The organism is Streptomyces sp. NPDC091281 (assembly GCF_044757425.1).
Taxonomy (GTDB): Bacteria; Actinomycetota; Actinomycetes; order Streptomycetales; family Streptomycetaceae; genus Streptomyces.
The window spans coordinates 17,791-44,581 of the sequence record NZ_JBIVUY010000010.1; the positions used below are offsets into that span (position 1 = coordinate 17,791).

Consider the following 26,791-nt stretch of genomic DNA (forward strand, 5'->3'; position numbering starts at 1 on the left):
GGTCCCCGGCTCCGGGCCGGTCAGGGGCACCACCCCGGACGCGCCCTCAGAAGGACTTCAGAAGGAGTAGCCCGTGATGACCCGTTCCGCGCGCCGGACCCGTCGCGCCCTCGGCGCCCGCCTCACCCCCGGTGGACACCGTGGCCGCCGGATGCTGACGGCGGCCGGTGCGAGCGCCGCCGCGCTGCTGGCGCTGACCGCCTGCTCCTCCTCCGACGACTCCGCCTCGGGTTCGGACACCTCGTCGTCCGCCTCGGCGTCGGCGTCGGGCTCCGCGAAGCTGTCCGGCACGGTCACCGTGTTCGCCGCGGCCTCGCTGAAGGAGAGCTTCACGGCGCTCGGCGCCGACTTCGAGAAGGCCCATCCGGGGACGAAGGTGACGTTCAGCTTCGGCGGCAGCGACTCGCTGGCCGCGAGCATCACCGGCGGCGCCCCCGCCGACGTGTTCGCCTCCGCCAGCCCCAAGACGATGAAGATCGTGACCGACGCGGGTGACGCCGAGGGCACCCCGGCGACGTTCGTGCGCAACGAGCTGGAGATCGCCACCCTGCCGGGCAACCCGGACAAGATCGCCTCGTTGAAGGACCTCACCGATCCGGGGCTGAAGGTCGTGCTCTGCGACAAGGAGGTGCCGTGCGGCGCCGCCGCGCAGAAGGCCCTGGACGCCAGCGGCATCAAGCTCACCCCGGTCTCCTACGAGCAGGACGTCAAGGCCGCCCTGACGAAGGTCGAGCTGAAGGAGGCGGACGCCGCCGTCGTGTACAAGACGGATGTGCACGCCGCCGGTGACAAGGTGGAGGGCGTGAACTTCCCCGAGTCCGCCGACGCCATCAACGACTACCCGATCACCCTCCTCAAGGACGCGCAGAACGCGGACGCCGCCCGGGCGTTCATCGCGCTCGTGCAGTCCCCCGAGGGGCAGAAGGTGCTGAGCGAGGCGGGCTTCCTCCAGCCGTGACCGAGGCCGACGACTCCGCCGCCGCGACCGGTCGGGACGAGCACGGCTCCGGCCCGCTCCCCGGCGGGTCGCGGTTCCGGCGCGGGGCGGGACTCCCGTACGGCCCCCGGCGGCCCCGCCGGGACGAAGCCTGGCGGTGGCCCCGCCGGGACGGCGGCTCCCGGCGCCCCCGCCGGAAGGACGCTCCCCGCCTCCGTGCCCGGCGCGGCACCGCCCCGCTCCCGCTGCTCCTGCCCGCCCTCGTCGGACTGGCGTTCCTGGTGCTGCCGTTGGTCGCGCTGCTGGTGCGCGCGCCCTGGCGGAGTCTGCCGGAGCTGCTGACCGCGCCCGAGGTGTGGCAGGCGCTGAAGCTGTCCCTGCTCTGCGCGACCCTCGCGACGGCCGTCAGCCTCGTCATCGGGGTGCCGCTGGCCTGGCTGCTGGCCCGGGTCGAGTTCCCCGGCCGGGGCCTCGTCCGGGCCCTGGTCACCCTGCCGTTGGTGCTGCCGCCCGTGGTCGGGGGTGTGGCGCTGCTGATGGCGCTCGGCCGCAACGGGATCGTCGGGAAGTGGCTGGACACCTGGTTCGGGGTCACCCTGCCGTTCACCACGGCCGGGGTGGTCGTCGCGGAGGCGTTCGTCGCGATGCCGTTCCTCGTCATCAGCGTGGAGGGCACCCTGCGGGCCGCCGACCCCCGCTACGAGGAGGCCGCGACGACACTGGGCGCCTCCCGGTTCACCGCGTTCCGCCGGGTGACGCTGCCGTTGATCGCGCCGGGCGTCGCGGCGGGCGCGGTGCTCGCCTGGGCGCGGGCGCTCGGCGAGTTCGGCGCGACGATCACCTTCGCGGGCAACTTCCCCGGCCGGACCCAGACCATGCCGCTCGCCGTCTACCTCGCGCTCCAGAGCGACCCGGAGGCGGCGATCGCCCTCAGTCTCGTCCTGCTGGCCGTGTCCGTCGCGGTCCTCGCGGGCCTGCGCGACCGCTGGATGACCGCCTCATGATCGACGGACCGCCCGATGAGCGTCCCGGGGCCGACGGACCGCTCGGTGACCCTCCCCCGGCCGACGGACCGCTCGGTGCTTCTCTTACGCCCCACGGACCGCCCGATGACCGTCCCACCGCCGACGGACCGCCGGAGGATCGCCGGATGACCGACGCCCTGACGAAGAACGCTCCCCCGGCCCCCGGAGACGGTCTCGACGCCCGACTCGTCGTGGACCGGGGCGACTTCCGGCTCGACGTCACGCTGCGCGCCGCCCCCGGTGACGTGGTCGCCGTCCTCGGGCCCAACGGCGCGGGGAAGACGACCGCGCTCAGGGCACTGGCCGGACTGACCGACCTGACGGACGGTCATCTACGTCTGGACGGGGTGCCGTTGGAGCGGGTGGCGCCCGAGTCCCGGCCGGTCGGTGTCGTCTTCCAGGACTATCTCCTCTTCCCGCACCTCAGCGCCCTCGACAACGTGGCGTTCGGGCCGCGCTGCCAGGGCATGCCGAAGGCGGCGGCGCGGGCGCGGGCCGCCGAGTGGCTGGCGCGGATGGGGCTGGCCGAGCACGCCGGGGCCAGGCCGCGCATGCTGTCCGGCGGGCAGGCGCAGCGGGTGGCGCTCGCCCGCGCGCTCGCCACCCGGCCCCGGCTGCTGCTCCTGGACGAACCCCTCGCCGCGCTGGACGCCCGTACCCGGCTCGACGTACGCGCCCAACTCCGGCGCCACCTCGACGACTTCGAGGCGGTCGCGGTGCTGGTCACGCACGATCCACTGGACGCGATGGTCCTCGCGGACCGGCTGGTCGTCGTCGAGGACGGCCACGTGGTCCAGGAGGGCGCCCCGGCCGACATCGCGCGGCATCCGCGCACCGACTACATCGCCCACCTCGTCGGCCTCAACCTCTACCGGGGCCGGGCCGAGGGGCACACCGTACGGCTGGACTCGGGGCCCTCGCTCACCACGGCGGACGACCTGTCCGGGCCGGTGTTCGTGACGTTCCCGCCCGACGCGGTGACCCTGCACCGGGACCGCCCGGCCGGGTCCAGCGCCCGCAACGTCTGGCACTGCGAGGTCGCCGGACTGGAGAGCCGCGGCGACCGCGTCCGGGTCGCGCTCAGCGGTGAACCGGCGCTGGCGGCCGACGTCGGCACGGTCGCCGCCGCCGAACTCGGCCTGCACACCGGGGCGATGGTCTGGGCCGCCGTCAAAGCGGCCCAGACACACGCCTATCCGGCCTGAGCACGTTCGGCACACGGCTCTCCCGCCTGAGCGGAGGCGGCACCCGGCCCTCTCCGCCCGGCGCGGGCGGGGTGGGCCTAACCGGCCTGCGAGGGAACCTCCTTGATGCCGTCGACGACCGCCCGCTTGGTGATCGCGCTGGTGTGGGTGACCGTGCCCGGCACGAGCAGCGCGTCGTCCCCGGTGCCCTTCTTCACCTGTACGGTCCGCTGGCCGAGGAAGGCGTGGCTCGCCCGGTCGAAGATCCACTCCTCGCGCTGGCCGCTGGCCTCGTCGAGCCGGACCACGGCGACGCCCTCGCGGCCGACCGCGTCCACGGCGTTCTCCACGACGGCCACGCCGGGGATCTTCGCGGCGGCCTTGAAGAGGGCCGAGGAGAGTTCGGCGGGCGGGTAGCTCTCGCCGAGCAGGTCACCGATGGTGGTGAAGGCCTGCTGGTCGGGCGAGTTCCCCATGCCCTTCGTCTCCTTGTAGATCTTGGCGAGGAGCTGGTCGGGGTCGGTGGTGAGGGCGGCCAGGTAGGCGTAGGACGGGCCGTTGAGGTAGGCCTCGCGGGGGTTGCCCTTCTCGTCGGGCAGGCTCAGCGTCTCGCCCTTCTTGTCGTCGTTGACGGCGGGGTCGATCAGCCAGCCCTCCTTGCCGTCCGGGGACATCCACACCTGGCGGCGGTGCAGGACGTGACTGGCCAGGCTCGACCGGTCGTCGACGGTCTTGACGAAGGTGTCGGCGGTCTGCGACTCGACGTAGACGAACTGGCCGTCGCCGACCGTCGGGTGGGACGTCTTCGCCGCCGCCAGCGAGATCTGGTCGAGGAGTTGGGGCACGCCCTTGGTGGTGGCGACGCCGACCGTGGTGGTCAGCGCCGGTCCGGTGGCGAGGCCCGTGCCGGGCTGCTCGCCGCCGGAGGACAGCGCGAGGACGACCGCCGTGGCGACCGCCACCGCCGTCAGCGGCAGGGTGATCGCCGGGCGCGGCAGCCGCAGTCCCCGGCGCTTCGCCGGGGCGGGCCGCCCGGAGTCCTGCTGTGCGCGCTGTTCCTGCTGGATCTGGACCATCAGACGCTCCCTGTGGAACTGGTGACGGCCCGTCGGCAGGTCGCGTGCCGTACCGGCGAAGAGCGAGGCGCCCTCCTGCGGTGCGACCGGACCTGGCCGGGGCGCGTTCTGGCCGTCCGTGGTGTCCGTGCTCATCGGTTTCCTTCCTGCGCGGGCCGGATCACGTGGGTGTGATCACCTCTTGTCTGTCGGGCGGGACGGCCGCCTTCCCGTTTCCCGGAACTTTTCCGCGGAATTTCTCCGGCGGCCCGTACCGGCGCCCCGGCGTCGGCGACCTCGGCGGCCGTCAGGGTGCGCAGTTTGCGCCGCGCGCGGGAGAGCCGGGAGGCGACCGTGCCGACGGGGACGCCGAGGGCGCGGGCCGCGGACTCGTAGTCGAGGCCCTCCCCCAGGCAGAGCGCGACGACCTCGCGTTCCGTGCGGCGCAGGCCCGCGAGAGCGGTCAGGGCCGCGGCCAGGCGCCGCCGGTCGTCGACCCGGTCGGCGACCTCCTCGGCGTGGTCGGGCACCGCGAGTTCGGCGGCCGCGGCGGCGGTGGCCGCGGCCCGGTAGCGCCGGTTGCTGCGGTACTGGTTGCGCGCGGTGTTGGTGGCGATGCCCAGCAGCCACGGCCGCAGGGAGCCGCCCTCGGGGTCGACGCGGTCGCGCAGTCGCCACGCCTCCAGGAAGGTCGCGGACATGACGTCCTCGGCCGTCGACCAGTCGGCGGTCAGCCGGAAGGCATGGTTGTAGACCGCGCGCGCGTAGCTGTCGAACAGCTCCGCGAACACGGTCGGATCCCCGGCCCGTACCCGGGTCCGCATATCAGTGCTCACCTCACTGAGCTGTCCGGCACCCACCCCCGCCTTCCCGTGACCTGCGTCACAACCCACGGGTCTGCCCCCGTTCGCGGGAGGGGCGTACGCCGTGACCGGGCCGTCGCCGCTGCGGACGGGTCAGCAGGACCAGTCCCGCCCCGAGCACCGCGAGCCCGGCCCAGGACACGGCGGGGAGCCGCTCGCCGAGGACGGCGACACCGAGCACCGCGGCGACGGCGGGTTCGGCCAGAGTCAGCGTGGTGGCCACGGACGCGGGCGTCCGCCGTAGCCCGTACCCGAAGAGGGCGTAGGCGAGGGCGACGGTGAACAGGGCGAGGTACCCGGCCACGGCCGCGCCCCGCACACTGCCGAGCCAGTCGGCGCCGGTGAGGAGCACGACCGGCAGGACCAGCAGCGCGGCGGCGCCGAACAGGACACCCATGACCGCGCCGGAGGGGTGCCCGCCGGTGATGAGCCGCCCGCCGATGAGGGAGTAGACGGCGTACGCCAGTCCGGCGCAGGCGGCGAGGGCGACGCCCACCGGGTCGGTCGGCGTACCGGCGCCGGTGAGCCAGGGCCTCAGCACCAGCAGGGCACAGCCGAGCACGGCGCCCGCGGTGGCGGCGGTCCAGCGCGCGGTCGGCCGCCCGTGCCCGGTGGCCCAGGCGAGCAGTCCGGCCAGGACGGGCGCGCTGCCGAGGGCGATCACGGTGGCCACGGCGACGCCGGTGCGGGCCACCGCCGGGTAGAAGGCGACGGGGTATCCGGCCACGGCGAGCGCGCCGAGAACGAGGAGGGCGCGGTCGGCGCGGGAGCAGGCCCGCGGCAGGGCACGGACGCCGCGCGCGGTGAGGAACAGGAGGGCGCCGCCGAGGGCGAGTCCGGCGCAGCCGACGGCCGCGGCGGGGGCACCGGCCGGGGCGAGGGAACTCGCGGTGCCGGTGGTGCCCCACAGCAGGGCGGCGGCGAGGACGGGCGCGGGGCCGCCGAGGCGTCGGGGGCGGGAGGCGCGTGGGGCCGCGGCGGGGCGCGCGGAGGCGGGGGTGGTGGTGCGATCGGGCACGGTCGTGTGTCTTCCGTCGTCGGATGCGGAGGGTTCTCGATCCGGAACGGGCGCACGACAGGTGCCCCGGGGCCGCGCGGCGGCGGCCCGGCGGGGCGGGAAGGGGCCGTGGGAGAGGCCGGTCCTTCGGTGGCGCGCCCGTCAGACGGCGAGCGGCGGAAGGACGACGTGCCAGTAGGAGTTCACGAGGGGATCGTAGCGCGGCCGGGCAGGCGCCCCCGGTGCGGGCCGGGCCACGGTGCGGGCGGGGCCACGGAGACGGGGGGCGCCTGCCCGGCCCGAAAAGCCGGGGCCGCGGACTCGGGGACCACGGGCTACGGGCTACGGGCTACGGGCTACGGGCTACGGGCTACGGGCTACGGGCTACGGGCTAGCGTGCCGTGAGCGTCACGTCCTGCGCGCGTGTGGCGTGGAAGCGGGGCAGGGGCAGGCCGCCCTGCTGCCGCAGCTCCATGAGGGTGGCCTCGACGCGGGCCGCGCCGGGGGCGAGGGAGGCCGGGGCGGGGCGGCCGGTGTTCACCCAGGGGTGGACGGCGCCGTCGCAGAGCGCGCGCGTGCCGCCGATGCCGTGGCGCAGGGTCGTGCCGTCGGCGGTGTCGGCGGCGGACTCCTGGGTGAGCGAGGAGCTGACGTAGACCGGGCCGGTGGCGCCGAGGCAGCGGTAGGTGCCGGAGAGGGTGACGGTGCCGTCGGCGGCGAGCCGGCCGACCGACGTCACGGTGAGGTCCTCGGACGGGGCGGCACCAGCGGGCACGGCGAGCAGCAGCAGGGCCGCAGCGCCGGTGAGCGCCGCGAGCACGGGACGGAACGACATGGGGGGAACCTCCGTGGACAGGCCGATGCCCGGGGCGGGCCGGGGGCCGGTGGTGTGGGGCCTTACTCGTACCGGGCGCGCGGGTCCGGCGGGGTGACCGTCACTCCTTCGGTGGCGAGTCCGCGCGGCACGTCGGCGAACGGTCCGCGGCGTGTCCGGGTGCTGTCACACTCGCCGCCCGGATCTGGCGGCCGGGAACGCGCGGGCGCATCGTCGGGAACAGGGGCGAACGGCCCCATCGACGTGGAGGTGCGCCATGTGTTCCCACCAGACGTCCACCGCAGCCGGACCCCGGCGCGGCACCGCGGCGGCCCATGTCGTCGCCGCCCGGCCCGAGCAGGGCTGGAGCCTGCTGTGCGACGGGACGATCGTCTTCGACGACTCCGGTTCCCTGTTGCCGGACGGCCGGATCGAGGCCCCGCACCGGGTGGCGGCGGACCGCCTGACGGCGGCCGCCTGAGCCCCATGGCAGCGCGGGGCCGCCCGGCGCAGGGTCACTCCCCCAGCACCGCGACCCCGTCCAGCTCGACCAGGGCCGCCTCGTCCCACAAGCGGACGATCCCGATGACCGCCATCGCCGGGTAGTCCCGTCCGGCCGCGGCGCGCCAGACGCGGCCGAGGGCGGGGGCGCAGGCGCGGTAGGCCTCCACATCGGTGACGTAGACCGTGACGCGGGCCAGGTCGGCGGGGGTGCCGCCGGCCGCCGCGAGGGCGGTGAGCAGGTTGGCGAGGGCGCGCGCGAACTGTTCGGGCAGGGTCGCGCCGACGACCCGGCCGTCGGCGTCCAGCGCGGTCTGCCCGGCGAGGAAGACCAGGCGGGAGCCGGTGGCGACGACGGCGTGCGAGAAGCCGGTGGGCGGGGACAGCTCCGGGGGGTTCAGCCGCTCGGCGCTCACCGCGCCTCCTCCTGCGGCGCCGTCGCGGGGGCCGCGGGCAGGTCGCGGTACAGCTCTCTGGCGATGATGCCGCGCTGGACCTCGCTGGCGCCCTCGTAGACGCGGGGGGCGCGGACCTCGCGGTAGAGGTGTTCGAGGAGGTGGCCGCGGTGCAGGGCGCGGGCGCCGTGGAGCTGGACGGCGGCGTCGACGACGTACTGGGCGGTCTCGGTGGCGAGGAGTTTGGCCATGGCGGCGCGGCGGGGGATGCCGGGGGCGCCCGCGTCGTGGGCGGCCGCGGCGGCGTGGACCATGAGGCGGGCGGCCTCGGTGCGCAGGGCCATCTCGGCGACCTGGTGGGCGACGGTCTGGAGGTCCTTGAGCTTGCCGCCGAAGGCGTCGCGGCGGGCGGTGTGGGCGAGGGTGGCGTCGAGGGCGGCCTGGGCCATGCCGACGGCGAAGGCGCCGACGCTGGGGCGGAACAGGTCGAGGGTGGTCAGGGCGACGCGGAAGCCCTCGCCGGGGGCGCCGAGCAGGTCGTCGGCGGTGACGGGGACGGCGTCGAGGCGGAGGCGGCCGACGGGGTGCGGGGCGAGCATGTCGAGGGGTTCGCCGGTCAGGCCGGGCCGGTCGGCGGGCAGGAGGAAGGCGGTGACGCCGCGCGGGCCCGCGGTGCCGGTCCGGGCGAAGACGGTGTAGAAGTCGGCTTCGGGAGCGTTGGAGATCCAGCACTTCTCGCCGGTCAGCCGCCAGCCGCCCGGCCCGTCGGGGGCGGCGGCGAGGGCGAGGGCCGCCGCGTCGGACCCGGCGCCGGGCTCGCTGAGCGCGAAGGCGGCCACGGCGGTGCCGTCGGCGGCGCGGGGCAGCCAGCGGGCGCGCTGGGCGGGGGTGCCGTGGGCGTGGACGGGGTGGGCGCCGAGGCCCTGGAGGGCGAGCGCGGTCTCCGCCTCGGTGCAGACGCGGGCGAGGGACTCGCGCATCAGGCAGAGGTCGACCGCCCCCGAGGTGAACAGGCGGTCGAGGAGGCCGAGGCGGCCGAGTTCGGTGAGGAGCGGCCGGTTGACGCGGCCCGGCTCGCCTCGCGCGGCGAGGGGGGCGAGGCGGTCCGCGGCGAGGGCGCGCAGCTCCGCACACCAGGCGATCTGTTCCGGTTCGAGTGAGAATGCGGGCATCGCGGGTCCCTCTCCGCCGGCGGCCTGTGAGTACGTTCCGCTGCCACCGTCGACGGTATCGCGAACCGTTGACTGTCGTCACCAACACGATACGCTCGGTGGGCGAGTCACCCACTCCCCGCCGTTCCGCCGCCGTCCCGGCACCGAGACCAGGGGGCGCCCGCCATGCACGACTCGGCCCACGTCGACACCTTCGCGCGCGACCACCTGCCGCCGCCCGGCGAGTGGCCCGACCTGCGCATGGACCTGCCCGAGCTGCGCTACCCCGATCGGCTCAACGCCGCCGCCGAGCTGCTCACCGGGGGCGCCCCGGACGACGTCGTCTTCCGCACGCCCGACGGGCCGCCCTGGACGTACGGCGAGCTGCGCGCCCGCGTGGACCGGATCGCGCACCTCCTCTCGGGCGAGCTGGGCGTGGTCCCCGGCAACCGGGTGCTGCTGCGCGGGCCGACCACGCCGTGGCTGGCGGCCTGCTGGCTGGCGGTGCTGAAGGCGGGCGCCGTCGCCGTCACCGTGCTGGCCCAGCAGCGCCCGCACGAACTGCGCACGATGTGCGAGATCGCCGAGGTGCGGCACGCCCTGTGCGACGTCCGCGCGCTGGACGACCTGGTCAAGGCGGAGGCCCCCGGACTGCGGATCACGCCGTACGGCGGCGACACCCCCGACGACCTGCTGCGCCGGTCGGCCTCCGACCTGCCGTACCCGGCGGTGGACACGGCCGCCGACGACGTGGCGCTGATCGCCTTCACCTCCGGCACCACCGGCCGCCCGAAAGGGTGCCTGCACTTCCACCGGGACCTGCTCGCCGTCGCCGACACCTTCTCCCGGCATCTGCTCCAGCCGCGGCGGGACGACCTGTTCGCGGGCAGCCCGCCGTTCGGCTTCACCTTCGGCCTCGGCGGGCTGCTGGTCTTCCCGATGCGGGCGGGCGCCTGCGCGCTGCTGCTGGAGCACCCGGGACCCCGGCAGCTGCTGGAGGCGATCGCCGCGCACCGGGTGACGGTGCTGTTCACCGCGCCCACGGGCTACCGCGCGATGCTCGCCGAGCTGGACGCCCACGACGTGTCGTCGCTGCGGCGCTGCGTGTCGGCCGGGGAGAACCTGCCGGCCGCCCTGTGGTGGGCGTGGCGGGAGCGGACCGGGCTGCGCCTGATCAACGGCATCGGGGCGACCGAGCTGCTGCACATCTTCATCTCCGCCGCCGACGGCCGTGTCCGGCCCGGTACGACGGGGGTGCCGGTGCCGGGCTGGCAGGCGCGCGTGCAGGACGAGAACGGCGACCCCGTCCCCGACGGCCTGCCGGGCCTGCTCGCGGTGCGCGGCCCGGTGGGCTGCCGCTACCTGGCCGACCCGCGCCAGCGCGAGTACGTACGGGACGGCTGGAACGTCACCGGCGACACCTACGTCCGCGAGAACGACGGCTACTTCCGGTACGTGGCCCGCGCCGACGACATGATCGTCTCCTCCGGGTACAACGTCGCGGGCCCGGAGGTGGAGGAGGCGGTGCTGCGCCACCCGGACGTCCTGGAGACCGCGGTCGTCGGGCGGTCGGACGAGGCGCGTGGGCAGGTGGTGGTGGCGTTCACCGTGCTGCGGCCGGGGGTGCGGCCGGACGAGGAGGCCCTGCGGGCCTTCGTCACCGCGGAGTTGGCGCCGTACAAGTGTCCGCGCGAGTTCGTGTTCCTGGACGCCCTGCCGCGCACCGCGACCGGCAAGCTCCAGCGGTTCAAGTTGCGCATCTGGATTCACACCGATGGTGACCAGCCATGATGCCGACGACCTAAGATGATCAACGTGCCCGATCAGCCCGCCCCCCGGTCCCTCATCGTCACGCTCTACGGCGCGTACGGCCGCTTCGTGCCGGGCCCGGTGCCCGTCGCCGAGCTGATCCGGCTGCTCGCCGCGGTCGGGGTGGACGCGCCCTCGGTGCGTTCCTCGGTCTCCCGGCTGAAGAGACGCGGCCTGCTGGTCCCGGCGCGCACCGCGCGGGGCGCCGCCGGATACGAACTGTCGCCGGAGGCACGGCAGTTGCTGGACGACGGGGACCGGCGGATCTACGCGACGACTCCGCCCGGCGACGAGAACTGGGTGCTGGCGGTCTTCTCGGTGCCGGAGTCGGAGCGGCAGAAGCGGCACGTCCTGCGCTCGCGGCTCGCCGGACTCGGTTTCGGGACGGCGGCGCCCGGTGTGTGGATCGCCCCGGCCCGGCTGCACGAGGAGACCCGGCACACGCTGCGGCGGCTGCGCCTGGACGCCTACGTGGATCTGTTCCGGGGCGAGCACCTCGGCTTCGCGGCGACCGCCGAGGCGGTGGCCCGCTGGTGGGACCTGGCGGCCATCGCCAAGGAGCACGAGTCCTTCCTCGACCGCCACGGCCCGGTCCTGCGCGCCTGGGAGCACCGCGCGGACACCCCGCCGGAGGCGGCCTACCACGACTATCTGCTGGCGCTGGACGCCTGGCGGCACCTCCCCTACACCGACCCGGGTCTCCCGGTCAGCCTCCTCCCGGACGACTGGCCGGGTGCCCGCTCGGCGGCGGTCTTCCGGGGGCTGCACGACCGACTGCGGGACGCCGGGGCGGAGTTCGCGGGCGCGCCGCCGCAAGGGTGAGTGCGCGACGCCGGGTGGTGCGTCTTCAACGGTCCAGGGTGAGGCGGGGTCGGGGGGTGTCGGCGGCGCCCGTGCGGGGTGGGCGGCTGCCCGCTCGGTAGGGGGCGGGCCAGACGGCGCCGGGGCCCGTGTAGCCCTGCTCGGCCGCCGCGTGCAGGGTCCAGTGCGGGTCGTAGAGGTGCGGGCGGGCGAGGGCGCAGAGGTCGGCGCGGCCCGCGAGGAGCAGGGAGTTGACGTCGTCCCAGGAGGAGATCGCGCCGACCGCGATGACGGGGACGCCGGTGGCGTTGCGGACGCGGTCGGCGAACGGGGTCTGGTAGGAGCGGCCGAACGCGGGCGTCTCGTCGGAGACGACCTGGCCGGTGGAGACGTCGAGGGCGTCGGCGCCGTGCGCGGCGAGGGCGCGGGCGATCGCGACGGCGTCCTCGGCGGTGGTGCCGCCCTCGGCCCAGTCGGTGGCGGAGATCCGTACGGTCAGGGGCCGTTCGGCGGGCCAGACCGCGCGGACGGCGTCGAGGACCTCCAGCGGGAAGCGCAGCCGCCGGTCGAGGGAGCCGCCGTAGGCGTCGGTGCGGTGGTTGGTGAGCGGGGAGAGGAAGCCGGAGAGCAGATAGCCGTGGGCGCAGTGGAGTTCGAGGAGGTCGAAGCCCGCACGGGCGGCCCGCTCGGCGGCGCTCACGAACTGCGCCCGGATCTGGCCGAGTTGCTCGTGGCTCGCCTCCTGCGGCACCTGGCCGCCGGGGCGGTACGGGAGCGGGGAGGCCGCGATCAGGGGCCAGTTGCCCTCGGGCAGCGGCTCGTCCATGCCCTCCCACATCAGGCGGGTGGAGCCCTTGCGGCCGGAGTGGCCGAGCTGGACGCCGAGCGCGGTGCCGGGGGCGCGGGTGTGGACGAAGTCGGTCACCCGGCGCCAGGCGTCGGCCTGTCCGTCGTTCCACAGGCCGGTGCAGCCGGGGGTGATGCGGCCCTCCGGCGAGACGCACACCATCTCGGTCATCACCAGTGCGGCCCCGCCGAGGGCGCGGGCGCCGAGGTGGACGAGGTGGAGGTCGTCGGGGCGGCCGTCGGTCGCGGAGTACAGGTCCATCGGGGAGACGACGACCCGGTTGCGCAGGGTCAGGCCGCCCAGCCGCAGCGGCGTGAACATCGGCGGGGTGTCCGGCGGGCAGCCGAACTCCCGCTCCACGGCGGCGGTGAAGCGGGCGTCGCGCAGCCGCAGGTTGCCGTGGGTGACGCGGCGGCTGCGGGTGAGCAGGTTGAAGGCGAACCGGCGGGGCGGCTGGCCGACGTACAGGGCGAGGTCCTCGAACCACTCCAGGCTGGCGCGGGCGGCCCGCTGGGTGGAGGCGACGACGGGGCGGCGTTCGGCCTCGTACGCCGTCAACGCGGCCGGTGTGTCGGGCTGTTCGCGGAGGCAGGCGGCGAGGGCGAGGGCGTCCTCGACGGCGAGCTTGGTGCCGGAGCCGATGGAGAAGTGCGCGGTGTGGGCGGCGTCGCCGAGGAGGACGACGTTGCCGTGGGACCAGCGGTCGGTGACGACCGTGCGGAACGTGGTCCAGGCGGAGCGGTGGGAACGCAGGGGGCGGCCGTCGAGGGGTTCCGCGAAGACCTTGGCGCAGGCCTCGGCCGACGCGCGCTCGTCGAGGGTGTCGAAGCCCGCCGCCCGCCAGACCTCCTCGCGCATCTCGACGATGACGGTGGAGGCGTCGGGGGCGTAGGGGTAGGCGTGGAGCTGCATCACGCCGTGCCCGGTCTCGGCGATCTCGAAGCGGAACGCGTCGAGCGCGAAGTCGGCGGCCAGCCACACGTACCGGCAGCGGTGGGGCGTTAGACGGGGGCGGAAGGCGTCGGCGAGGGCGGTGCGGACGCCGCTGTGGACCCCGTCGGCGGCCACCACCAGGTCGTGGGTGCGGGCCAGTTCACCGACGGGCGGCGCGGGGGTGCGGAAGCGGAGGCCGACGCCGAGGGAGCGGCAGCGGGCGTGCAGGATCTCCAGCAGGCGCCGCCGTCCGAGGGCGGCGAAGCCGTGGCCGCCGGAGGTGTGCCGTACGCCCCGGTGGACGACGTCGATGGTGTCCCAGCGGACGAACTCCTCGCGCAGCGCGGCGTACACGACGGGGTCGGCGTGCTCGATGCCGCCGAGGGTCTCGTCGGACAGGACGACGCCGAAGCCGAAGGTGTCGTCGGGGGCGTTGCGCTCCCAGACGGTGATCTCGCGGGCGGGGTCGAGGCGTTGGAGGAGGGCGGCGGCGTAGAGGCCGCCGGGGCCGCCGCCGACGACGGCCACCTTCAGCGGGCGACGGGTCTCCCCCGGCGGGGCCGTCCGCGCCGGCTCCCCGCCGGACCCGTTCACCGCCCCCGCCACTTCGGCGGGCGCTTCTCGCCGAACGCGGCGTGGAACTCGGCGTAGTCCTCGCCGGTCATCAGCAACGCCTGGGTGGCCGCGTCGAGTTCGACCGAGGCGGCGAGCGGCATGTCCATTTCGGCGGTGAGCAGCGCCTTGGTCTGGGCGTGCGCGAGGGCGGGTCCGTCGGCGAGGCGGTGGGCGAGGCGCAGGGCGGCCTCGTCGGCGTGGCCCTCCTCGGTGAGTTCGCTGATCAGGCCGATCCGTTCGGCCTCCGGCGCGCGGACCGGTTCGCCGAGCAGGAGCAGCCGGGTGGCGTGGCCGAGGCCGACCACGCGGGGCAGCAGGTAGGCGGCGCCCATGTCGCCGCCGGAGAGGCCGACGCGGGTGAAGAGGAAGGCGAAGCGGGCGCTGGGGTCGGCCACCCGGAAGTCCGCGGCGAGCGCCAGTACCGCGCCCGCCCCGGCCGCCACCCCGTGCACGGCGGCGATCACCGGGAACGGGCACTCGCGTACGGCGCGGACCACCTGGCCGGTCATGCGGTTGAAGTCGAGGAGTGCGGCGGTGTCGAGGGCGAGGGTGGCGCCGATGATCTCGTCGACGTCGCCGCCGGAGCAGAAGCCGCGGCCCTCCCCGGTGAGGACCAGGGCGCGCGTCGTGCGTTCGCGGGAGAGTTCGGCGAGCAGGTCGCGTAGGTCGGCGTAGGCGCCGAAGGTGAGCGCGTTGAGCTTCTCGGGGCGGTCGAGGGTGACGGTGACGACGCCGTCGTCGCGGGTGACGCGCAGGTGCCGCCAGTGCGGGGTACGGGCGGCGGAGCCGGTGAAGGGACTCATGGGGGCGGCCTCCTCGACGGGCGGTCCCTCCGAAATTATCATCGAACCGTGACTGTCGTCACGAGCACGCGATAGAAGTGAGGGGCGCGATCCTCGCGGCCTCTGCGGCCCGCGGGGTGTCCCGTGGGCGTCACGGGCGTCGCGGGGCGTCGCGCGCGTCACAGGCGTCACCGGTCGTCAATAGAGCGGTAACAACGGGATCGGACGGTCGGACGGGACCGTTGTGGCGGGTAGACCGCCCGGTGACGGGGGCCGCCGGCTCCCTGCGGCGACCGCCCTGTGACCGACCGGGAGGCCGCCGTACCATTCCTGAAGCCGCACGCAGGGCAGCCTGATGCCGGACCCCTGGGATCGACCCTGCGCCATGAACGGACTCGTCGTGCACGAACCCCCCGCCCCGCCCGCCTCCTGGCGTATCGCGCTGCCGCACTCCGCCGCGGCCGTGCCCGTGGCCCGCGCCCTGGTCCGTTCGGCGCTGGCGGAGCTGGAGCACGGTGCCGACAGCGACACGGCCGAGCTGCTCACCGCCGAGCTGGTGGCGAACGCGGTGGAGCACACGGCCGGGGACCAGCCGATAGAGCTGGTGGTGCGGCTGCTGCCGACCGGCTGCCAGGTCGAGGTGCACGACCCCGATCCGGTGCCGCCGGGCGACCTGACCCGCCCGGCCTCCGCCGTGCAGGAGCCCGATCCGTGGCAGGAGCACGGGCGCGGCCTGCTGCTGATCCGCGCCCTCAGCTCGTCCTGCGGGCACCGCCCGACCGACACCGGCAAGGCGGTCTGGTTCCGGCTCGCGGCCGTCCCGCCGCAGCGGCGGCCCCGCCCGGCGTGATCCCGGGGACGGCGCCCGGAGGCGGCGTCGGGGGTGCTGTCAGGGGGCGATGACGAGGTCGCGGATGAGGCCGTGCTCGTCGAGGGCGAAGCGGAAGCGCAGGTCGACGGTGCCGCCGGGGAAGTCGCCTTCGAGGTGCCGGACGACGGTCCAGCGGTCGCGGCCCTCCCGCTCGGCACGGACCGGCGTGATGGTGTACGTGTACGCGCTGCCGGCCCGCTCCAGCCAGGCCCGGACGCCGGTCGCGCCGGTGTGGGTGCGGCCCTCGTCCGTGACCGAGGCCCCGGGCGCGAGCGTGGCCAGGGCGGCCTCGGTGTCGCGCGCGTCGTGGGCCCGCAGATAGCGGCCGACGACCTCCGGCAGGTCGGCGAGGGCGAGCGGGGCGACGGGGGCATCGGGAGCGCGGGAGGCGTCGGGGGCGTCGGACGTGTGGGGGCTGTCGGGGGTGTGGGGGTCGGTCATGTCTGCCTCGCAGGTGCGGGTGCGGTGGTGTCCGGGAGGCGCGCGGGCCGCGCGGAGACCCACCCGGTGACTGCTAAAATAGAAGCCAGTGACTTTCACATTAGCAGTAACTCGGAGGGTGTCATGGCGAGCAGGGTGCGGCTGGAGGACCGGGAGTGCCCGCTGTCGACGACGGTGCAGCATGTGGGCGAGTGGTGGACGCTGCTGATCCTGCACGACGCCTTCGACGGCTACACGCGCTTCGACCAGTTCCAGCAGAGCCTGGGCATCTCGACCAGCATGCTCACGGCGCGGCTGAAGACCCTGGTCACGGACGGGCTGCTGGAGCGGCGGCCGTACCGGACGAACCCGGTCCGCCACGAGTACGTCCTCACCGAGCGCGGGCGGTCCCTGCGGCCCGTGATCGTGGCGCTGGCCGCGTGGGGCAACCGGCATCTCGCGCCGGAGGAGCGGTCCATGATCCTCGTCGACGCGGAGACGGGCCGGGAGGCGGAGCCGGTCGTGGTCGACGCCCGCACCGGGCGCAGCCTCGACGACAGCGAGGCGTACGTGTTCACCTCGGGCCCGGCGGCCGGGGACGGGATGCGGGCGCGCTACGCCGAACTGGAGTCGCGGCGGCGCCCGCGCGCCGCCGGGACCGGCACGGCGTAGGCGGGCAGCCACCGGCCCCCGCGCCCGCGCACCCGCGGATCAGACGGTGCCGGGCGCCGCCAGGGTCGCCACGAGGACGGCCTTGATGGTGTGCAGGCGGTTCTCCGCCTCGTCGAAGACGACGGAGTGCCCGGACTCGAAGACCTCGTCGGTGACCTCCAGCGAGTCCAGCCCGTGGCGGGCGTGGATGTCACGGCCGACCTCGGTGCCGAGGTCGTGGAAGGCCGGGAGGCAGTGCAGGAAGCGGACGTCGGGGTTCCCGGTGGCGCGCAGCACATCCATGGTCACGGCGTACGGGTGGAGGGCGGCGATCCGCTCGTCCCACACCTCCTTCGGCTCCCCCATGGAGACCCAGACGTCGGTGGCGACGAAGTCGGCGCCGCGCACCCCGTCCGCGAGGGACTCGGTGAGCGTGACGCGCGCCCCGCTGGCCGCGGCCAGCTCGCGCGCCCGCGCGACGACCTCGGGGGCGGGCCAGTAGCTCTCGGGGGCCACGATCCGCACGTCCATGCCGAGCAGGGCGCCGGTGACGAGGTAGGAGTTGCCCATGTTGAAGCGGGCGTCGCCGAGGTAGGCGAAGGTCACCTCGTCGAGCGGCTTGCTGGTGTGCTCGGTCATGGTGAGGACGTCGGCGAGCATCTGGGTGGGGTGCCAGTCGTCGGTGAGGCCGTTGTAGACGGGCACCCCGGCGTACGCGGCCAGTTCCTCCACCTTGCGCTGGCTGTCGCCGCGGTACTGGATCGCGTCGTACATCCGGCCCAGCACGCGCGCGGTGTCCTTCACGGACTCCTTGTGGCCGATCTGCGAGCCGGAGGGGTCGAGGTAGGTGGTGGCGGCGCCCTGGTCGGCGGCGGCGACCTCGAAGGCGCAGCGGGTGCGGGTCGACGTCTTCTCGAAGATCAGCGCGATGTTCTTCCCGGTCAGGCGGCGCTGCTCGGCCCCGGCCCGCTTGGCGGCCTTCAGCTCGGCGGCCAGCCCGACCAGCCCGCGGAACTCCGCCGCCGTGAGATCCAGCTCCTTGAGCAGGGGGCGGCCGGCGAGGGAGGTCGGGACTGTCGCCATGGGGGCGCTCCAGGAAGGCTGAGGAGGGGGCGGGTGAACCGGGACGCCTGGAAGTCTATACGAACAGCAGCATTAATATGCGAGACGTTCTCCTACTGTCTCGCACGCCCGTACGACGCCTCACCCGGCCCCCTCGTCCGCCCGCTCCCCGTCCGCCCGGCCGGGACGCGGCCGAGGACTCTTCCCGCCCCGCCTACACGGGCCCCCGTTCCACCGGGCAGCTCATGCAGCGCGGGCCGCCTCGGCCGCGGCCCAGCTCGCTGCCGGGGATCTCTATGACCTCGATGCCCTGCTTGCGGAGGTGGGTGTTGGTGGTGGCGTTGCGCTCGTAGGCGATGACGACGCCGGGTTCGACGGCGAGGACGTTGCAGCCGTCGTCCCACTGCTCGCGCTCGGCGGCGTGCACGTCCTGGGTGGCGGTGAGGACGCGGATCGCGTCGAGGCCGAGGGCGGCGGCGATCGCGCGGTGCATGTGCTCCGGCGGATGGTCGGTGACCTTCAGCTCCTTCTCGCCGACGCCCGGTTCGATGGTGTACGAGCGGAGCATGCCGAGGCCCGCGTACTGGGTGAAGGTGTCGCCGTCGACCATGGTCATGACGGTGTCGAGGTGCATGAAGGCGCGCCGCTTCGGCATGTCGAGGGCGACGATGGTGCGGGCCGAGCCCGCCGCGAACAGCTTGTGGGCGAGCATTTCGACGGCCTGGGGCGTGGTGCGCTCGCTCATGCCGATGAGGACCGCGCCGTTGCCGATGACGAGGACGTCGCCGCCCTCGATGGTCGACGGGTAGTCGGCCTGCCCCTCGGACCAGGTGTGGAAGTCCTCGCCGCGGAAGAGCGGGTGGTGGCGGTAGATCGCCTCGAAGTGCACGGTCTCGCGCTGCCGGGCGGGCCAGCGCATCGCGTTGATGGAGACGCCGTCGTAGATCCAGGCGGAGGTGTCGCGGGTGAAGAGGTGGTTGGGCAGCGGGCCGAGGAGGAAGTCGTCCAGCTCCATGACGTGGAAGCGGACGGAGGTCGGTTCGGGGTGGGCGGCCAGGAACTCCCGCTTGGTCATGCCGCCGACGAGGATCTCCGCCAGCTCGGGGGCGGGGAGGTGCTCGAAAGCGGCGCGCAGGTGGTCGGTGGCGAGGACGCCGTACTCCTTCTCGTCGAAGACGCGGTCGAGGACGAGGGAGCGGGCCGCCGGGATCGCCAGGGCCTCGGTGAGCAGGTCGCCGAAGAGGTGGACGGCGACACCGCGGTCGCGCAGGACGTCCGCGAAGCCGTCGTGCTCGGCGCGCGCCCGGCGCACCCAGAGCAGGTCGTCGAAGAGCAGGGCGTCCTTGTTGCTGGGGGTGAGCCTTTTGAGCTCTAGGTCCGGCCGGTGCAGGATGACGCGGCGCAGCCGCCCGGCCTCGGAGTCGACATGGAAAGCCATGCCTCCATCCTGACCACCGCGGCCCTGGTTGACCCGCTCCTACGCCGATTCCACGCACGGTTGTTCCCGTCCGCCCCGCCCTTCCCGTTGTCGTCCCCTTGACGACAAGCGGGGATTCCGCTTATCGTCTCACTGACGAAAAACAGTGGACGAGGGGGGAATCCCGTGGCCGACATCACCCGGCGCTTCGGCTGGCGCCACCTGCGGGGCGCGCCGACCGCGCACATCCGGCACCACCGCTCGGGGGAGCTGGCGCACGACGGTCCGGGCCTCAGCTTCTGGTTCCGCTCGCTGACCGCCGCGCTCTCCGAGGTGCCGGTCGACGACCGGGAGCTGGCGATGACCTTCCACGCCCGGACGGCCGACTTCCAGGACGTGGCCGTGCAGGCGACGGTGACCTACCGGGTCAGCGACCCGGCCCTCGCCGCCGCCCGCCTCGACTTCTCCATCGACCCCGACACCGGCGTGTGGCGCGGCACCCCGCTGGAGCAGCTGGGCACCCTGCTGACCGAGACCGCGCAGCAGCACGCGCTGGACGTCCTGGCCCGTACGCCGCTGGCGGCGGCGCTGGTCGACGGGGTGACGTCGGTGCGCGAACGGGTCGCGGCGGGCTTCGCGGCGGAGCCCCGGCTGCCGGCCACCGGCATCGAGATCGTCGCCGTGCGGGTGGTGGCGCTGCGGCCCGAGCCGGAGGTGGAGCGGGCGCTGCGCACCCCGGCCCGTGAGCAGATCCAGCAGGAGGCCGACCGGGCGACGTACGAGCGGCGGGCGGTGGCGGTCGAGCGGGAGCGGACGATCGCCGAGAACGAGCTGGCCAGCCAGATCGAACTGGCGCGGCGCGAGGAGCAGTTGGTCGAGCAGCGGGGTACGAACACCCGGCGGGAGGCGGAGGAGCACGCGTCCGCCGACAAGGTGCGGGCGGCGGCCGAGGCGACCCGCGCGGTGACCCTCGCGGACGCGGAGGCGCGGCGCACGGAACGCCTCGCGACGGCGGAGGCGGCCCGCACGGTCACCCTCGCCGACGCGGAGGCGGCTCGTACCGTACGGCTGGCCCGCGCGGAGGCGGAGGCCGCGCGCGAGGTCGGCGAGGCGCGCGCCCAGGCGCAGGCGGCCTGGCTGCGGGTGCACGCGGACGTCGACGTCGCCACGCTGAAGGCCCTCACCGGGACCCGGCTCGCGGAGAACCTGCCGCACATCGACAGCGTGACGATCTCGCCCGACGTGCTCACCGGTCTGCTGGCGCGGCTCGGCGGCGGGGACCGGGAGTGAGTCTCGCCCCGCGGGCCGTGCTGGTCCACCGCACCACGGAGTACGAGGAGTTGGTGGCCCACCACGGCACGCACGGCCAGGCCGCCTTCTTCCTCGCCTCGCGGGGCCGGGACATCGAGGAGGTCGCCGAACGGCACCACCGCACCCGGCGGGCCCTGGCGGAGGTGACGGCCGCGATCCCGCTGACCTGGCGTCAGAGCCGCGTCGAGCGGGGCGACTTGGACCGCTTCCTGTTCGCACCCGAGGACATCGTGGTCGTGGTCGGGCAGGACGGGCTGGTGGCCAACGCCGCCAAGTACCTCGCGGGGCAGCCGGTGGTGGGCGTGGACTCCGACCCCGGACGCAATCCGGGGGTGCTGGTGCGGCACCGGGCGGGCGACGCGGCCACGCTGCTGCCCGCCGCCCTGGCGGCCGGGACCGGGGTGAGCGAGCTGACCATGGTGGAGGCGGTCGCCGACGACACCCAGCGGCTGGTGGCCCTGAACGAGATCTACCTCGGCGCGGCCGGTCACCAGACCGCCCGGTACCGCCTGGGCCTCGGCGACGACGGGGGTGCCGCCGAGGCCCAGGCCTCCTCCGGGGTGCTGGTGGGCACCGGGACCGGGGCCACCGGCTGGCTCCGCTCGGTGTGGCAGGAGCGGGGCGGCGGCCTGCGGCTGCCGGGCCCCACCGAGGACCGGCTGCTGTGGTACGTCCGCGAGGCGTGGCCGTCGCCCGCCACCGGCACCTCGCTGGTCGCGGGGGAACTCGCGGCGGGCGGACGGCTCAGCCTGACCGTCGAGTCGGAGCGGCTGGTCGCCTTCGGCGACGGCATCGAGAGCGACGCGGTCGAACTGACCTGGGGGCAGCGGGTGTCGGTGGGGGTGTGCGGGGAGCGGCTGCGGTTGGTGGGGTGACGGGACGGGGGGGACGGGGCGCCCGGACGGGGGGAATCGGACAAGGGCGCGGGCCGGGAGGGTGCGGGGCCGGAGCGGTCCGCGCGCGGGAGCGAGGAGGGGGAGACACGTCGCCGTGTCTCCCCCTCCTCCTCGCCTCCCCGGCTTCCCGGCTTCCCGACTTCCCGGCTCAGAGCCGGGGGTCGACCGGCTCCGACTCCAGGGCCAGGACGCCGAACACCGCCTCGTGGACCCGCCACAGCGGTTCGCCCTCGGCCAGCCGGTCCAGCGCCTCCAGACCGAGCGCGTACTCGCGGATCGCGAGCGAGCGCTTGTGGTTGAGGAAGCGGTGGCGCAGCCGGGCCAGGTGGTCGGGGCGGGTGTACTCGGGACCGTAGATGATCCGCAGGTACTCCCGGCCGCGGCACTTGACGCCGGGCTGGACCAGGCGGCCCTCACCGGTGCGGACGACACCGCCCAGCGGCTTGACCACCATGCCCTCGCCGCCCCGGCCGGTCATCTCCAGCCACCAGTCGACGCCCGCCCGCACCGACTCCGGGTCGGCCGTGTCGACGTACAGCCGCCGGGTCGTCTGGAGCAGGCCCGTCGGGTCGTGCTCCACCAGCCGGTCCAGCAGCGCCAATTGCTCGTCGTGCGGCAGCGCGGCGAGGCTGCGCCCCTGGGCCGCGAGGACCTGGAACGGTGCCAGGCGGACACCGTCGAGGCCGTCCGTGGTCCAGCAGTAGCGGCGGTACGCGTCGGTGAACGCGCCCGCGTCGGCGGCCCGTTCGCGCTGCCGGGCCAGCAGGTCGCCGACCTCCACGCCCCGCGCGGCGGCCCCCTCCAGGGCGGCCAGCGCCCCCGGGAACACCGCGCCGGACGCGGCGCCCACGGCGGCGTACTGCGCGCGCAGCAGCCCGGACGCCTTCAGCGACCACGGCATCAACTCGGCGTCGAGCAGCAGCCAGTCGGTGTCCAGCTCGGCCCAGAGCCCGGCCCCGTCCACCGCCGCCCGCAGCCGGTCGAGGATCTCCTCGGTGACGGCGCCGTCGTCGAAGAAGGGGCGGCCGGTACGGGTGTAGAGCGAGCCGGTCGGGCCGTCGGTGCCGAAGCGGCGGCGGGCCGCCTCCGCGTCCCGGCACACCAGGGCCACGGCGCGCGACCCCATGTGCTTCTCCTCGCACACGACCCGCGCGACCCCGTCCGCCGCGTACTGCGCGAACGCCTCCGCCGGGTGCTCCAGGTACCCCTCGACCCGGCTGGTCGCGGTCGGCGCCATCGTCGGCGGCAGGTACGGCAGCAGGCGCGGGTCGACCGCGAAACGGCTCATGACCTCCAGCGCCGCCGCCGCGTTCTCCTCACGGACGGCGACCCGCCCCGCGTACCGCGTCTCCACCGCCCGGCGGCCCTGCACGTCCGTCAGCGCCAGCGGGCGCCCGTCGTGCCCGCCGGGCGCCTCGGCGCGCAGCGGCTTCACCGGCTCGTACCAGACCCGCTCGGCGGGGACGTCGACGAGTTCCCGCTCCGGCCAGCGCAGCGCCGTCAGCTTGCCGCCGAACACGGCGCCCGTGTCGAGGCAAATCGTGTTGTTGATCCAGGTGGCCTCCGGGACCGGGGTGTGACCGTAGACGACGGCCGCCCGGCCCCGGTAGTCCTCCGCCCACGGGTAGCGCACCGGCAGGCCGAACTCGTCGGTCTCGCCGGTGGTCTCGCCGTACAGGGCGTGCGAGCGGACCCGGCCGGAGGTACGGCCGTGGTACTTCTCGGGCAGGCCCGCGTGGCAGACCACCAGGCGGCCGCCGTCCAGGACGTAGTGACTGACCAGGCCGTCGATGAACTCCCGCACCTCGGCGCGGAACGCGTCGCTCTCCCCCGCCATCTGCTCGATGGTCTCGGCCAGTCCGTGGGTGTGCTGGACCGTACGGCCGCGCAGGTGGCGGCCGAACTTGTTCTCGTGGTTGCCGGGCACGCACAGCGCGTGACCCGCCTTGACCATGCCCATCACCCGGCGCAGCACGGCCGGGCTGTCGGGGCCCCGGTCGACCAGGTCGCCGACGAACACGGCCTGGCGGCCCTCCGGGTGGACGCCGTCGACGTAGCCCAGCTTGCCGAGCAGCGCCTCCAGTTCGGCGGCGCAGCCGTGGATGTCGCCGACGATGTCGAACGGGCCGGTGAGGTGGGTCAGGTCGTTGTAGCGCTTCTCGGTGACGACGGTGGCGTCCTCCACGTCGGCCACGCCCCGCAGGACGTGCACCTTGCGGAAGCCCTCGCGCTCCAGGTGGCGCAGGGAGCGGCGGAGTTCGCGGGTGTGGCGCTGGATGACCCGGCGGGGCATGTCGGCGCGGTCGGTGCGGGCCGCGTTGCGTTCGGCGCACACCTGCTCCGGCACGTCCAGCACGATCGCGATGGGCAGGACGTCGTGCTGCTTCGCCAGGTCGATCAGCTGACGGCGCGACTCCTGCTGGACGCTGGTGGCGTCGACCACGGTGCGCCGTCCGGCGGCGAGCCGCTTGCCCGCGATGTAGTGCAGGACGTCGAAGGCGTCGCCGCTCGCGCTCTGGTCGTTCTCGTCGTCGGCGACCAGCCCCCGGCAGAAGTCGGAGGAGAGGATCTCGGTGGGCGCGAAGTTCCGCCGCGCGAACGTGGACTTGCCCGAACCGGAGGCGCCGACGAGGACGACGAGGGAGAGGTCGGTGACGGGCAGCACACGGGACTGCCGCGGGGCCGCGGGGGTGGACTCGGGGGTCCCGGTGGACTCGGGGGTCCCGGTGGGCTCGTTGCGTTCGTCGGTCATGCCGCCTTCTCCTCCTTCTCGGTCGTCGAGGCGTTCCCGGTCGTCGAGGTGTTCCCGGTCGTCGAGGTGTTCTGGTCCGGTGTCGTGGGGGCCTGGGTGAACACGGCCATCTGGGTGGGTGGGCCGACCTCGGGGTCGTCGGGGCCCACGGGGACGAACTCGACGGTGTAGCCGTGGCGTTCGGCCACGTCGGCGGCCCAGGTGCGGAACTCCTCGCGGGTCCACTCGAAGCGGTGGTCGCCGTGCCGGACGTGCCCGGCGGGCAGCGACTCCCAGCGGACGTTGTACTCGACGTTCGGCGTGGTCACGAGGACCGTGCGCGGGCGGGCCGAGCCGAACACCGCGTACTCCAGCGCCGGGAGCCGGGGCAGGTCGAGGTGCTCGATCACCTCGCTGAGCACGGCCGCGTCGTAGCCCTTGAGGCGGGTGTCGGTGTACGCCAGGGAGCCCTGGAGCAGGCGGACCCGGGAGGCCTGCCGCTCCCCCATGCGGTCCAGCTTCAGCCGCCGGGAGGCGATGGTGAGCGCCCGCATCGACACGTCGACGCCGACGATCTCCGTGAACCGCACGTCCTTGAGCAGCGCCTGCACCAACTGGCCCTGGCCGCAGCCCAGGTCGAGGACGCGGGCCGCGCCGGAGGCGGTGAGCGCGGCGAGAATCGCGTCCCGGCGCTGGACGGCCAGCGGGGTGGGCCGCTCCTCGGTGCCCTCCTCGGCCTCCGCCGCGACCGCGTTGTCGATCTCCTCGACCTCGGTGTCGTCGGCCTCGGCCAGCCGCAGCAGTTCCAGGCGCTCCCGCGCCTGCCGGGTCAGCGACCAGCGGCGGGACAGGTAGCGGCTGGTGATCACGTGCTGCTCCGGGTGGTCGGGCAGCCAGCCCTCACCGGCGCGCAGCAGCTTGTCCACCTCGTCGTCCGACACCCAGTAGTGCTTGGCGTCGTCGAGGACGGGGAGCAGGACGTAGAGGTGCCGCAGCGCCTCGGCGACGGTCAGCGTCTCCGACTCCAGCACCAGGCGGACGTAACGGGAGTCGCCCCACTGGGGGAACTCCGTGTCCAGCGGCACCGGTTCGGCGTCCACCGTCCAGCCGAGCGGCGCGAACAGCCGCTGGACCAGTCCGGCGCCGCCGCGCGCGGGCAGCGCGGGCACCTCGACGCGCAACGGCAGCGCCTGCGCGGGCAGTTCGGGCCGGGCCGCGCACACGCCCCGCATGGCGCTGGAGAAGACGGCGCTGAGGGCGACCGCGAGCAGCGAGGAGGCCGCGTAGGGGCGGTCGTTGACGTACTGGGCGAGGGCCGCGTCCGGGGCGCCGCCGCGGCCCTTGCCCTTGCCGCGCCGCACCAGCGCCACCGCGTCGACCTCCAGCAGCAGCGCCGCCGTGCAGCGCGCTTGATCCGCCTCGGGGTAGAGGACGTGCGCCGTGCCGTAGGAGGTGGAGAACGTCTGCGCCTTGTCGGGATGCTTGTGCAGCAGGTAGCCCAGGTCGGTCGCGGGGCGTTCGGGGGTGCCGGTGGTGCTGATCGTCAGGAACACGGTCGGTGCCTCGAATGGGTGTGGTGGAAGCGAAAGCGCAGGTGGTGCGCCCCCGCGGGCTCCAACGTACCGACTGCGGGGGCGGAGGGCCCCGGGATTTTCGGCGCCTCGTGGGCTCGGGGCGCGCTCGCCGATCAGCCTCCGGCGTTCACGCCCTGGGGATCGACCCGCTTCCAGGGGCTCACGCCGAGTCTGCCGGTGGTGCCGAGGTCGAGGTTCGGGGTGACGGTGACCGGGTCGGCTCCGGCCTTGGCGCGGACGCGGACGTGGGGCGCGTTCACCGCCGTACCGGCGCCGGTGGTGTTGCGCCAGGCCAGGTCGGCGGTGGCGGACTCGCCCGGCGCCAGGGTGACCTGGCGGGGCGGTTCGTCGGAGCCCAGGCCGGTGGTGATCCCTCCGGTGCCCTTGAGGACGCTGACGCCGTCGACCGGCCGGAGGTCCTCGTCGAGCGGTTCCAGCAGCGGGTAGCCCTCGACGGTGTAGGGGCGGGTGCCGCAGTTGTGGAGGTGCAGGCCCACCACGCGCAGCCCCATCGCCGCGTCGCCTTGGTCGGCGGTGACCTGGACACCGGAGGCGGGGCAGGTGCCGGGCTCGGCGGGGGCCTCGCCCGCGGGGACCTTGGTGACCTTCAGGACCCTGGCGCCGGTGACCCGGGGCGTGCCGGGCGGGAGGAAGCCGACCCGGACCGTGCCGCGCACCGTCCGGCCGGGGCCGACGTCCCGCACGGTCGCGGTCTGGTTGTCCATGGCGCCGCCGTCGGCGCTGGTGAACGTGATGACGACCGTGTACGTCAGCGTCTCGGCGCTGTCGTTGGTGACCTCGTACGCGGCGGAGATCTCTTCGCGCGGCAGGCTGTCGGCGGTGACGGAGTACGCGCGGGTCGGGGAGGGCGAGGGGCTGTCCGCGCCGAAGGTCACCGCGGTGATCCGCACGCCGTCCTTGCCCGGGTCGTCGACCTGCGTGCGGGACGGCGGGCGGTCCCCGCCGGGGCCGGACTGCGCGGCGCCCTCGCTCCCGCAGGCGGTGAGCAGCAGGGCGGACACCGCCAGCACCAGGAGGGCACGCACGGCGCGCGGGAGCGGGGCGGTCGGGGCGGCGGGCGCCGGGTGGGGGGAGGCAGATCTGCGGGGCATCCGGTCACCTCATCAGGGCCCGGCCCCAACCCCTGTG

The 26,791-nt window shown here is 74.8% G+C and carries 24 protein-coding genes; 10 read left to right on the top strand and 14 right to left on the bottom strand.

Translation table 11 applies throughout. The features are described from left to right. The first annotated feature begins 76 nt into the window (after positions 1–76). The 3 genes from modA (at position 77) to ACIQPQ_RS24625 (ending at position 3,167) form a co-directional block, all read left to right on the top strand. Positions 77–958, top strand: coding sequence for a molybdate ABC transporter substrate-binding protein (gene modA, locus ACIQPQ_RS24615; protein ID WP_401307225.1), 882 nt, complete (start codon positions 77–79; stop codon positions 956–958). 224 nt (positions 959–1,182) lie between these two features. Further along, a complete protein-coding gene (gene modB, locus ACIQPQ_RS24620; RefSeq protein WP_383775143.1) occupies positions 1,183–1,941 on the top strand; it encodes a molybdate ABC transporter permease subunit in 759 nt (252 codons plus the stop codon). 146 nt (positions 1,942–2,087) lie between these two features. Beyond that, entirely contained in the window at positions 2,088–3,167 is a 1,080-nt protein-coding gene (locus tag ACIQPQ_RS24625) for an ABC transporter ATP-binding protein (protein ID WP_401307228.1), read from the top strand. 77 nt (positions 3,168–3,244) lie between these two features. Here the strand turns inward: ACIQPQ_RS24625 and ACIQPQ_RS24630 are convergent, their stop codons facing one another. The 4 genes from ACIQPQ_RS24630 to ACIQPQ_RS24645 all read right to left on the bottom strand — a co-directional run bounded on the left by ACIQPQ_RS24630 (position 3,245) and on the right by ACIQPQ_RS24645 (position 6,896). Further along, positions 3,245–4,357, bottom strand: a complete 1,113-nt coding sequence (locus ACIQPQ_RS24630; RefSeq protein ID WP_401307231.1) for a CU044_5270 family protein — start codon at positions 4,355–4,357, stop codon at positions 3,245–3,247. Further along, positions 4,354–5,025 (bottom strand): RNA polymerase sigma factor, encoded by a 672-nt coding sequence (locus ACIQPQ_RS24635; RefSeq protein WP_401307233.1) that lies wholly within the window; start codon positions 5,023–5,025, stop codon positions 4,354–4,356. The genes ACIQPQ_RS24630 and ACIQPQ_RS24635 overlap by 4 nt, the downstream gene beginning before the upstream one ends. Positions 5,026–5,083: 58 nt before the next feature. Beyond that, entirely contained in the window at positions 5,084–6,082 is a 999-nt protein-coding gene (locus ACIQPQ_RS24640) for a DMT family transporter (protein WP_401307236.1), read from the bottom strand. 370 nt (positions 6,083–6,452) lie between these two features. After that, positions 6,453–6,896 (bottom strand): DUF6299 family protein, encoded by a 444-nt coding sequence (locus ACIQPQ_RS24645; protein ID WP_401307239.1) that lies wholly within the window; start codon positions 6,894–6,896, stop codon positions 6,453–6,455. A 256-nt stretch (positions 6,897–7,152) separates the two neighbouring features. Here ACIQPQ_RS24645 and ACIQPQ_RS24650 point away from each other — a divergent pair, with 256 nt between their 5' ends. Continuing rightward, entirely contained in the window at positions 7,153–7,356 is a 204-nt protein-coding gene (locus tag ACIQPQ_RS24650) for a DUF5999 family protein (RefSeq protein ID WP_401307242.1), read from the top strand. Positions 7,357–7,390: 34 nt separating this feature from the next. Here the strand turns inward: ACIQPQ_RS24650 and ACIQPQ_RS24655 are convergent, their stop codons facing one another. After that, positions 7,391–7,792, bottom strand: coding sequence for a RidA family protein (locus tag ACIQPQ_RS24655; RefSeq protein ID WP_401307244.1), 402 nt, complete (start codon positions 7,790–7,792; stop codon positions 7,391–7,393). Next, complete coding sequence (locus ACIQPQ_RS24660; RefSeq protein ID WP_401307246.1) at positions 7,789–8,943, bottom strand: acyl-CoA dehydrogenase family protein; 1,155 nt, start codon at positions 8,941–8,943, stop codon at positions 7,789–7,791. Before ACIQPQ_RS24660 ends, ACIQPQ_RS24655 begins: the two co-directional genes overlap by 4 nt. Before the next feature lie 165 nt (positions 8,944–9,108). Here ACIQPQ_RS24660 and ACIQPQ_RS24665 point away from each other — a divergent pair, with 165 nt between their 5' ends. Beyond that, a complete protein-coding gene (locus ACIQPQ_RS24665) occupies positions 9,109–10,713 on the top strand; it encodes an AMP-binding protein (RefSeq protein WP_401307248.1) in 1,605 nt (534 codons plus the stop codon). Between the two features lie 15 nt (positions 10,714–10,728). Then, positions 10,729–11,553, top strand: a complete 825-nt coding sequence (locus ACIQPQ_RS24670; protein WP_383774981.1) for a PaaX family transcriptional regulator C-terminal domain-containing protein — start codon at positions 10,729–10,731, stop codon at positions 11,551–11,553. A gap of 25 nt (positions 11,554–11,578) precedes the next feature. Here ACIQPQ_RS24670 and ACIQPQ_RS24675 read toward each other — a convergent pair whose 3' ends face one another. Further along, positions 11,579–13,906 (bottom strand): bifunctional salicylyl-CoA 5-hydroxylase/oxidoreductase, encoded by a 2,328-nt coding sequence (locus tag ACIQPQ_RS24675; RefSeq protein ID WP_401307252.1) that lies wholly within the window; start codon positions 13,904–13,906, stop codon positions 11,579–11,581. Then, the gene (locus tag ACIQPQ_RS24680; RefSeq protein ID WP_401307255.1) at positions 13,903–14,730 is read right to left on the bottom strand and encodes an enoyl-CoA hydratase family protein; all 828 of its coding nucleotides are present in this window, start codon (positions 14,728–14,730) and stop codon (positions 13,903–13,905) included. The genes ACIQPQ_RS24675 and ACIQPQ_RS24680 overlap by 4 nt, the downstream gene beginning before the upstream one ends. Before the next feature lie 364 nt (positions 14,731–15,094). Between ACIQPQ_RS24680 and ACIQPQ_RS24685 the strand changes: the two genes are divergently transcribed. Continuing rightward, the gene (locus tag ACIQPQ_RS24685; protein WP_383774987.1) at positions 15,095–15,559 is read left to right on the top strand and encodes an ATP-binding protein; all 465 of its coding nucleotides are present in this window, start codon (positions 15,095–15,097) and stop codon (positions 15,557–15,559) included. 39 nt (positions 15,560–15,598) lie between these two features. Here ACIQPQ_RS24685 and ACIQPQ_RS24690 read toward each other — a convergent pair whose 3' ends face one another. Then, positions 15,599–16,021: a nuclear transport factor 2 family protein gene (locus ACIQPQ_RS24690; protein ID WP_401307258.1), complete on the bottom strand. Its 423-nt coding sequence runs from the start codon at positions 16,019–16,021 to the stop codon at positions 15,599–15,601. A gap of 123 nt (positions 16,022–16,144) precedes the next feature. On the opposite strand from ACIQPQ_RS24690, the gene ACIQPQ_RS24695 reads away from it, so the two are divergent. Then, a complete protein-coding gene (locus ACIQPQ_RS24695; RefSeq protein WP_401307261.1) occupies positions 16,145–16,672 on the top strand; it encodes a winged helix-turn-helix transcriptional regulator in 528 nt (175 codons plus the stop codon). Positions 16,673–16,711: 39 nt separating this feature from the next. On the opposite strand, the gene argF is transcribed toward ACIQPQ_RS24695, so the two are convergent. Together argF and ACIQPQ_RS24705 are read right to left on the bottom strand one after the other, a co-directional pair. Beyond that, positions 16,712–17,734 carry an ornithine carbamoyltransferase gene (argF, locus tag ACIQPQ_RS24700; protein ID WP_401307264.1) on the bottom strand — a complete coding sequence of 341 codons (1,023 nt, stop codon included), beginning with the start codon at positions 17,732–17,734 and terminating at the stop codon, positions 16,712–16,714. A gap of 193 nt (positions 17,735–17,927) precedes the next feature. Then, a complete protein-coding gene (locus tag ACIQPQ_RS24705; protein WP_383774998.1) occupies positions 17,928–19,151 on the bottom strand; it encodes an arginine deiminase in 1,224 nt (407 codons plus the stop codon). Positions 19,152–19,316: 165 nt separating this feature from the next. On the opposite strand from ACIQPQ_RS24705, the gene ACIQPQ_RS24710 reads away from it, so the two are divergent. Continuing rightward, positions 19,317–20,420: an SPFH domain-containing protein gene (locus ACIQPQ_RS24710; RefSeq protein WP_401307267.1), complete on the top strand. Its 1,104-nt coding sequence runs from the start codon at positions 19,317–19,319 to the stop codon at positions 20,418–20,420. Then, positions 20,417–21,316 (top strand): hypothetical protein, encoded by a 900-nt coding sequence (locus ACIQPQ_RS24715; protein WP_401307270.1) that lies wholly within the window; start codon positions 20,417–20,419, stop codon positions 21,314–21,316. The genes ACIQPQ_RS24710 and ACIQPQ_RS24715 overlap by 4 nt, the downstream gene beginning before the upstream one ends. Before the next feature lie 169 nt (positions 21,317–21,485). Here the strand turns inward: ACIQPQ_RS24715 and ACIQPQ_RS24720 are convergent, their stop codons facing one another. The 3 genes from ACIQPQ_RS24720 to ACIQPQ_RS24730 form a co-directional block, all read right to left on the bottom strand. Next, positions 21,486–24,089, bottom strand: a complete 2,604-nt coding sequence (locus tag ACIQPQ_RS24720; protein WP_401307272.1) for a polynucleotide kinase-phosphatase — start codon at positions 24,087–24,089, stop codon at positions 21,486–21,488. Continuing rightward, positions 24,086–25,621: a 3' terminal RNA ribose 2'-O-methyltransferase Hen1 gene (locus ACIQPQ_RS24725; RefSeq protein WP_401307275.1), complete on the bottom strand. Its 1,536-nt coding sequence runs from the start codon at positions 25,619–25,621 to the stop codon at positions 24,086–24,088. Before ACIQPQ_RS24725 ends, ACIQPQ_RS24720 begins: the two co-directional genes overlap by 4 nt. A gap of 134 nt (positions 25,622–25,755) precedes the next feature. Beyond that, a complete protein-coding gene (locus ACIQPQ_RS24730; RefSeq protein WP_401307278.1) occupies positions 25,756–26,754 on the bottom strand; it encodes a DUF4232 domain-containing protein in 999 nt (332 codons plus the stop codon). Positions 26,755–26,791 lie beyond the last annotated feature (37 nt).

What these genes read in the sequence shown, in the direction of transcription:
- modA (WP_401307225.1), top strand. Translation starts at nt 77, where the DNA reads ATGACCCGTTCCGCGCGCCGGACCCGTCGCGCCCTCGGCGCCCGCCTC.
- ACIQPQ_RS24625 (WP_401307228.1), top strand. Translation starts at nt 2,088, where the DNA reads ATGACCGACGCCCTGACGAAGAACGCTCCCCCGGCCCCCGGAGACGGT.
- ACIQPQ_RS24630 (WP_401307231.1), bottom strand. Translation starts at nt 4,357, where the DNA reads ATGAGCACGGACACCACGGACGGCCAGAACGCGCCCCGGCCAGGTCCG.
- ACIQPQ_RS24635 (WP_401307233.1), bottom strand. Translation starts at nt 5,025, where the DNA reads ATGCGGACCCGGGTACGGGCCGGGGATCCGACCGTGTTCGCGGAGCTG.
- ACIQPQ_RS24645 (WP_401307239.1), bottom strand. Translation starts at nt 6,896, where the DNA reads ATGTCGTTCCGTCCCGTGCTCGCGGCGCTCACCGGCGCTGCGGCCCTG.
- ACIQPQ_RS24650 (WP_401307242.1), top strand. Translation starts at nt 7,153, where the DNA reads ATGTGTTCCCACCAGACGTCCACCGCAGCCGGACCCCGGCGCGGCACC.
- ACIQPQ_RS24660 (WP_401307246.1), bottom strand. Translation starts at nt 8,943, where the DNA reads ATGCCCGCATTCTCACTCGAACCGGAACAGATCGCCTGGTGTGCGGAG.
- ACIQPQ_RS24665 (WP_401307248.1), top strand. Translation starts at nt 9,109, where the DNA reads ATGCACGACTCGGCCCACGTCGACACCTTCGCGCGCGACCACCTGCCG.
- ACIQPQ_RS24670 (WP_383774981.1), top strand. Translation starts at nt 10,729, where the DNA reads ATGATCAACGTGCCCGATCAGCCCGCCCCCCGGTCCCTCATCGTCACG.
- ACIQPQ_RS24680 (WP_401307255.1), bottom strand. Translation starts at nt 14,730, where the DNA reads ATGAGTCCCTTCACCGGCTCCGCCGCCCGTACCCCGCACTGGCGGCAC.
- ACIQPQ_RS24685 (WP_383774987.1), top strand. Translation starts at nt 15,095, where the DNA reads ATGAACGGACTCGTCGTGCACGAACCCCCCGCCCCGCCCGCCTCCTGG.
- ACIQPQ_RS24690 (WP_401307258.1), bottom strand. Translation starts at nt 16,021, where the DNA reads ATGACCGACCCCCACACCCCCGACAGCCCCCACACGTCCGACGCCCCC.
- ACIQPQ_RS24695 (WP_401307261.1), top strand. Translation starts at nt 16,145, where the DNA reads ATGGCGAGCAGGGTGCGGCTGGAGGACCGGGAGTGCCCGCTGTCGACG.
- argF (WP_401307264.1), bottom strand. Translation starts at nt 17,734, where the DNA reads ATGGCGACAGTCCCGACCTCCCTCGCCGGCCGCCCCCTGCTCAAGGAG.
- ACIQPQ_RS24705 (WP_383774998.1), bottom strand. Translation starts at nt 19,151, where the DNA reads ATGGCTTTCCATGTCGACTCCGAGGCCGGGCGGCTGCGCCGCGTCATC.
- ACIQPQ_RS24720 (WP_401307272.1), bottom strand. Translation starts at nt 24,089, where the DNA reads ATGACCGACGAACGCAACGAGCCCACCGGGACCCCCGAGTCCACCGGG.
- ACIQPQ_RS24730 (WP_401307278.1), bottom strand. Translation starts at nt 26,754, where the DNA reads ATGCCCCGCAGATCTGCCTCCCCCCACCCGGCGCCCGCCGCCCCGACC.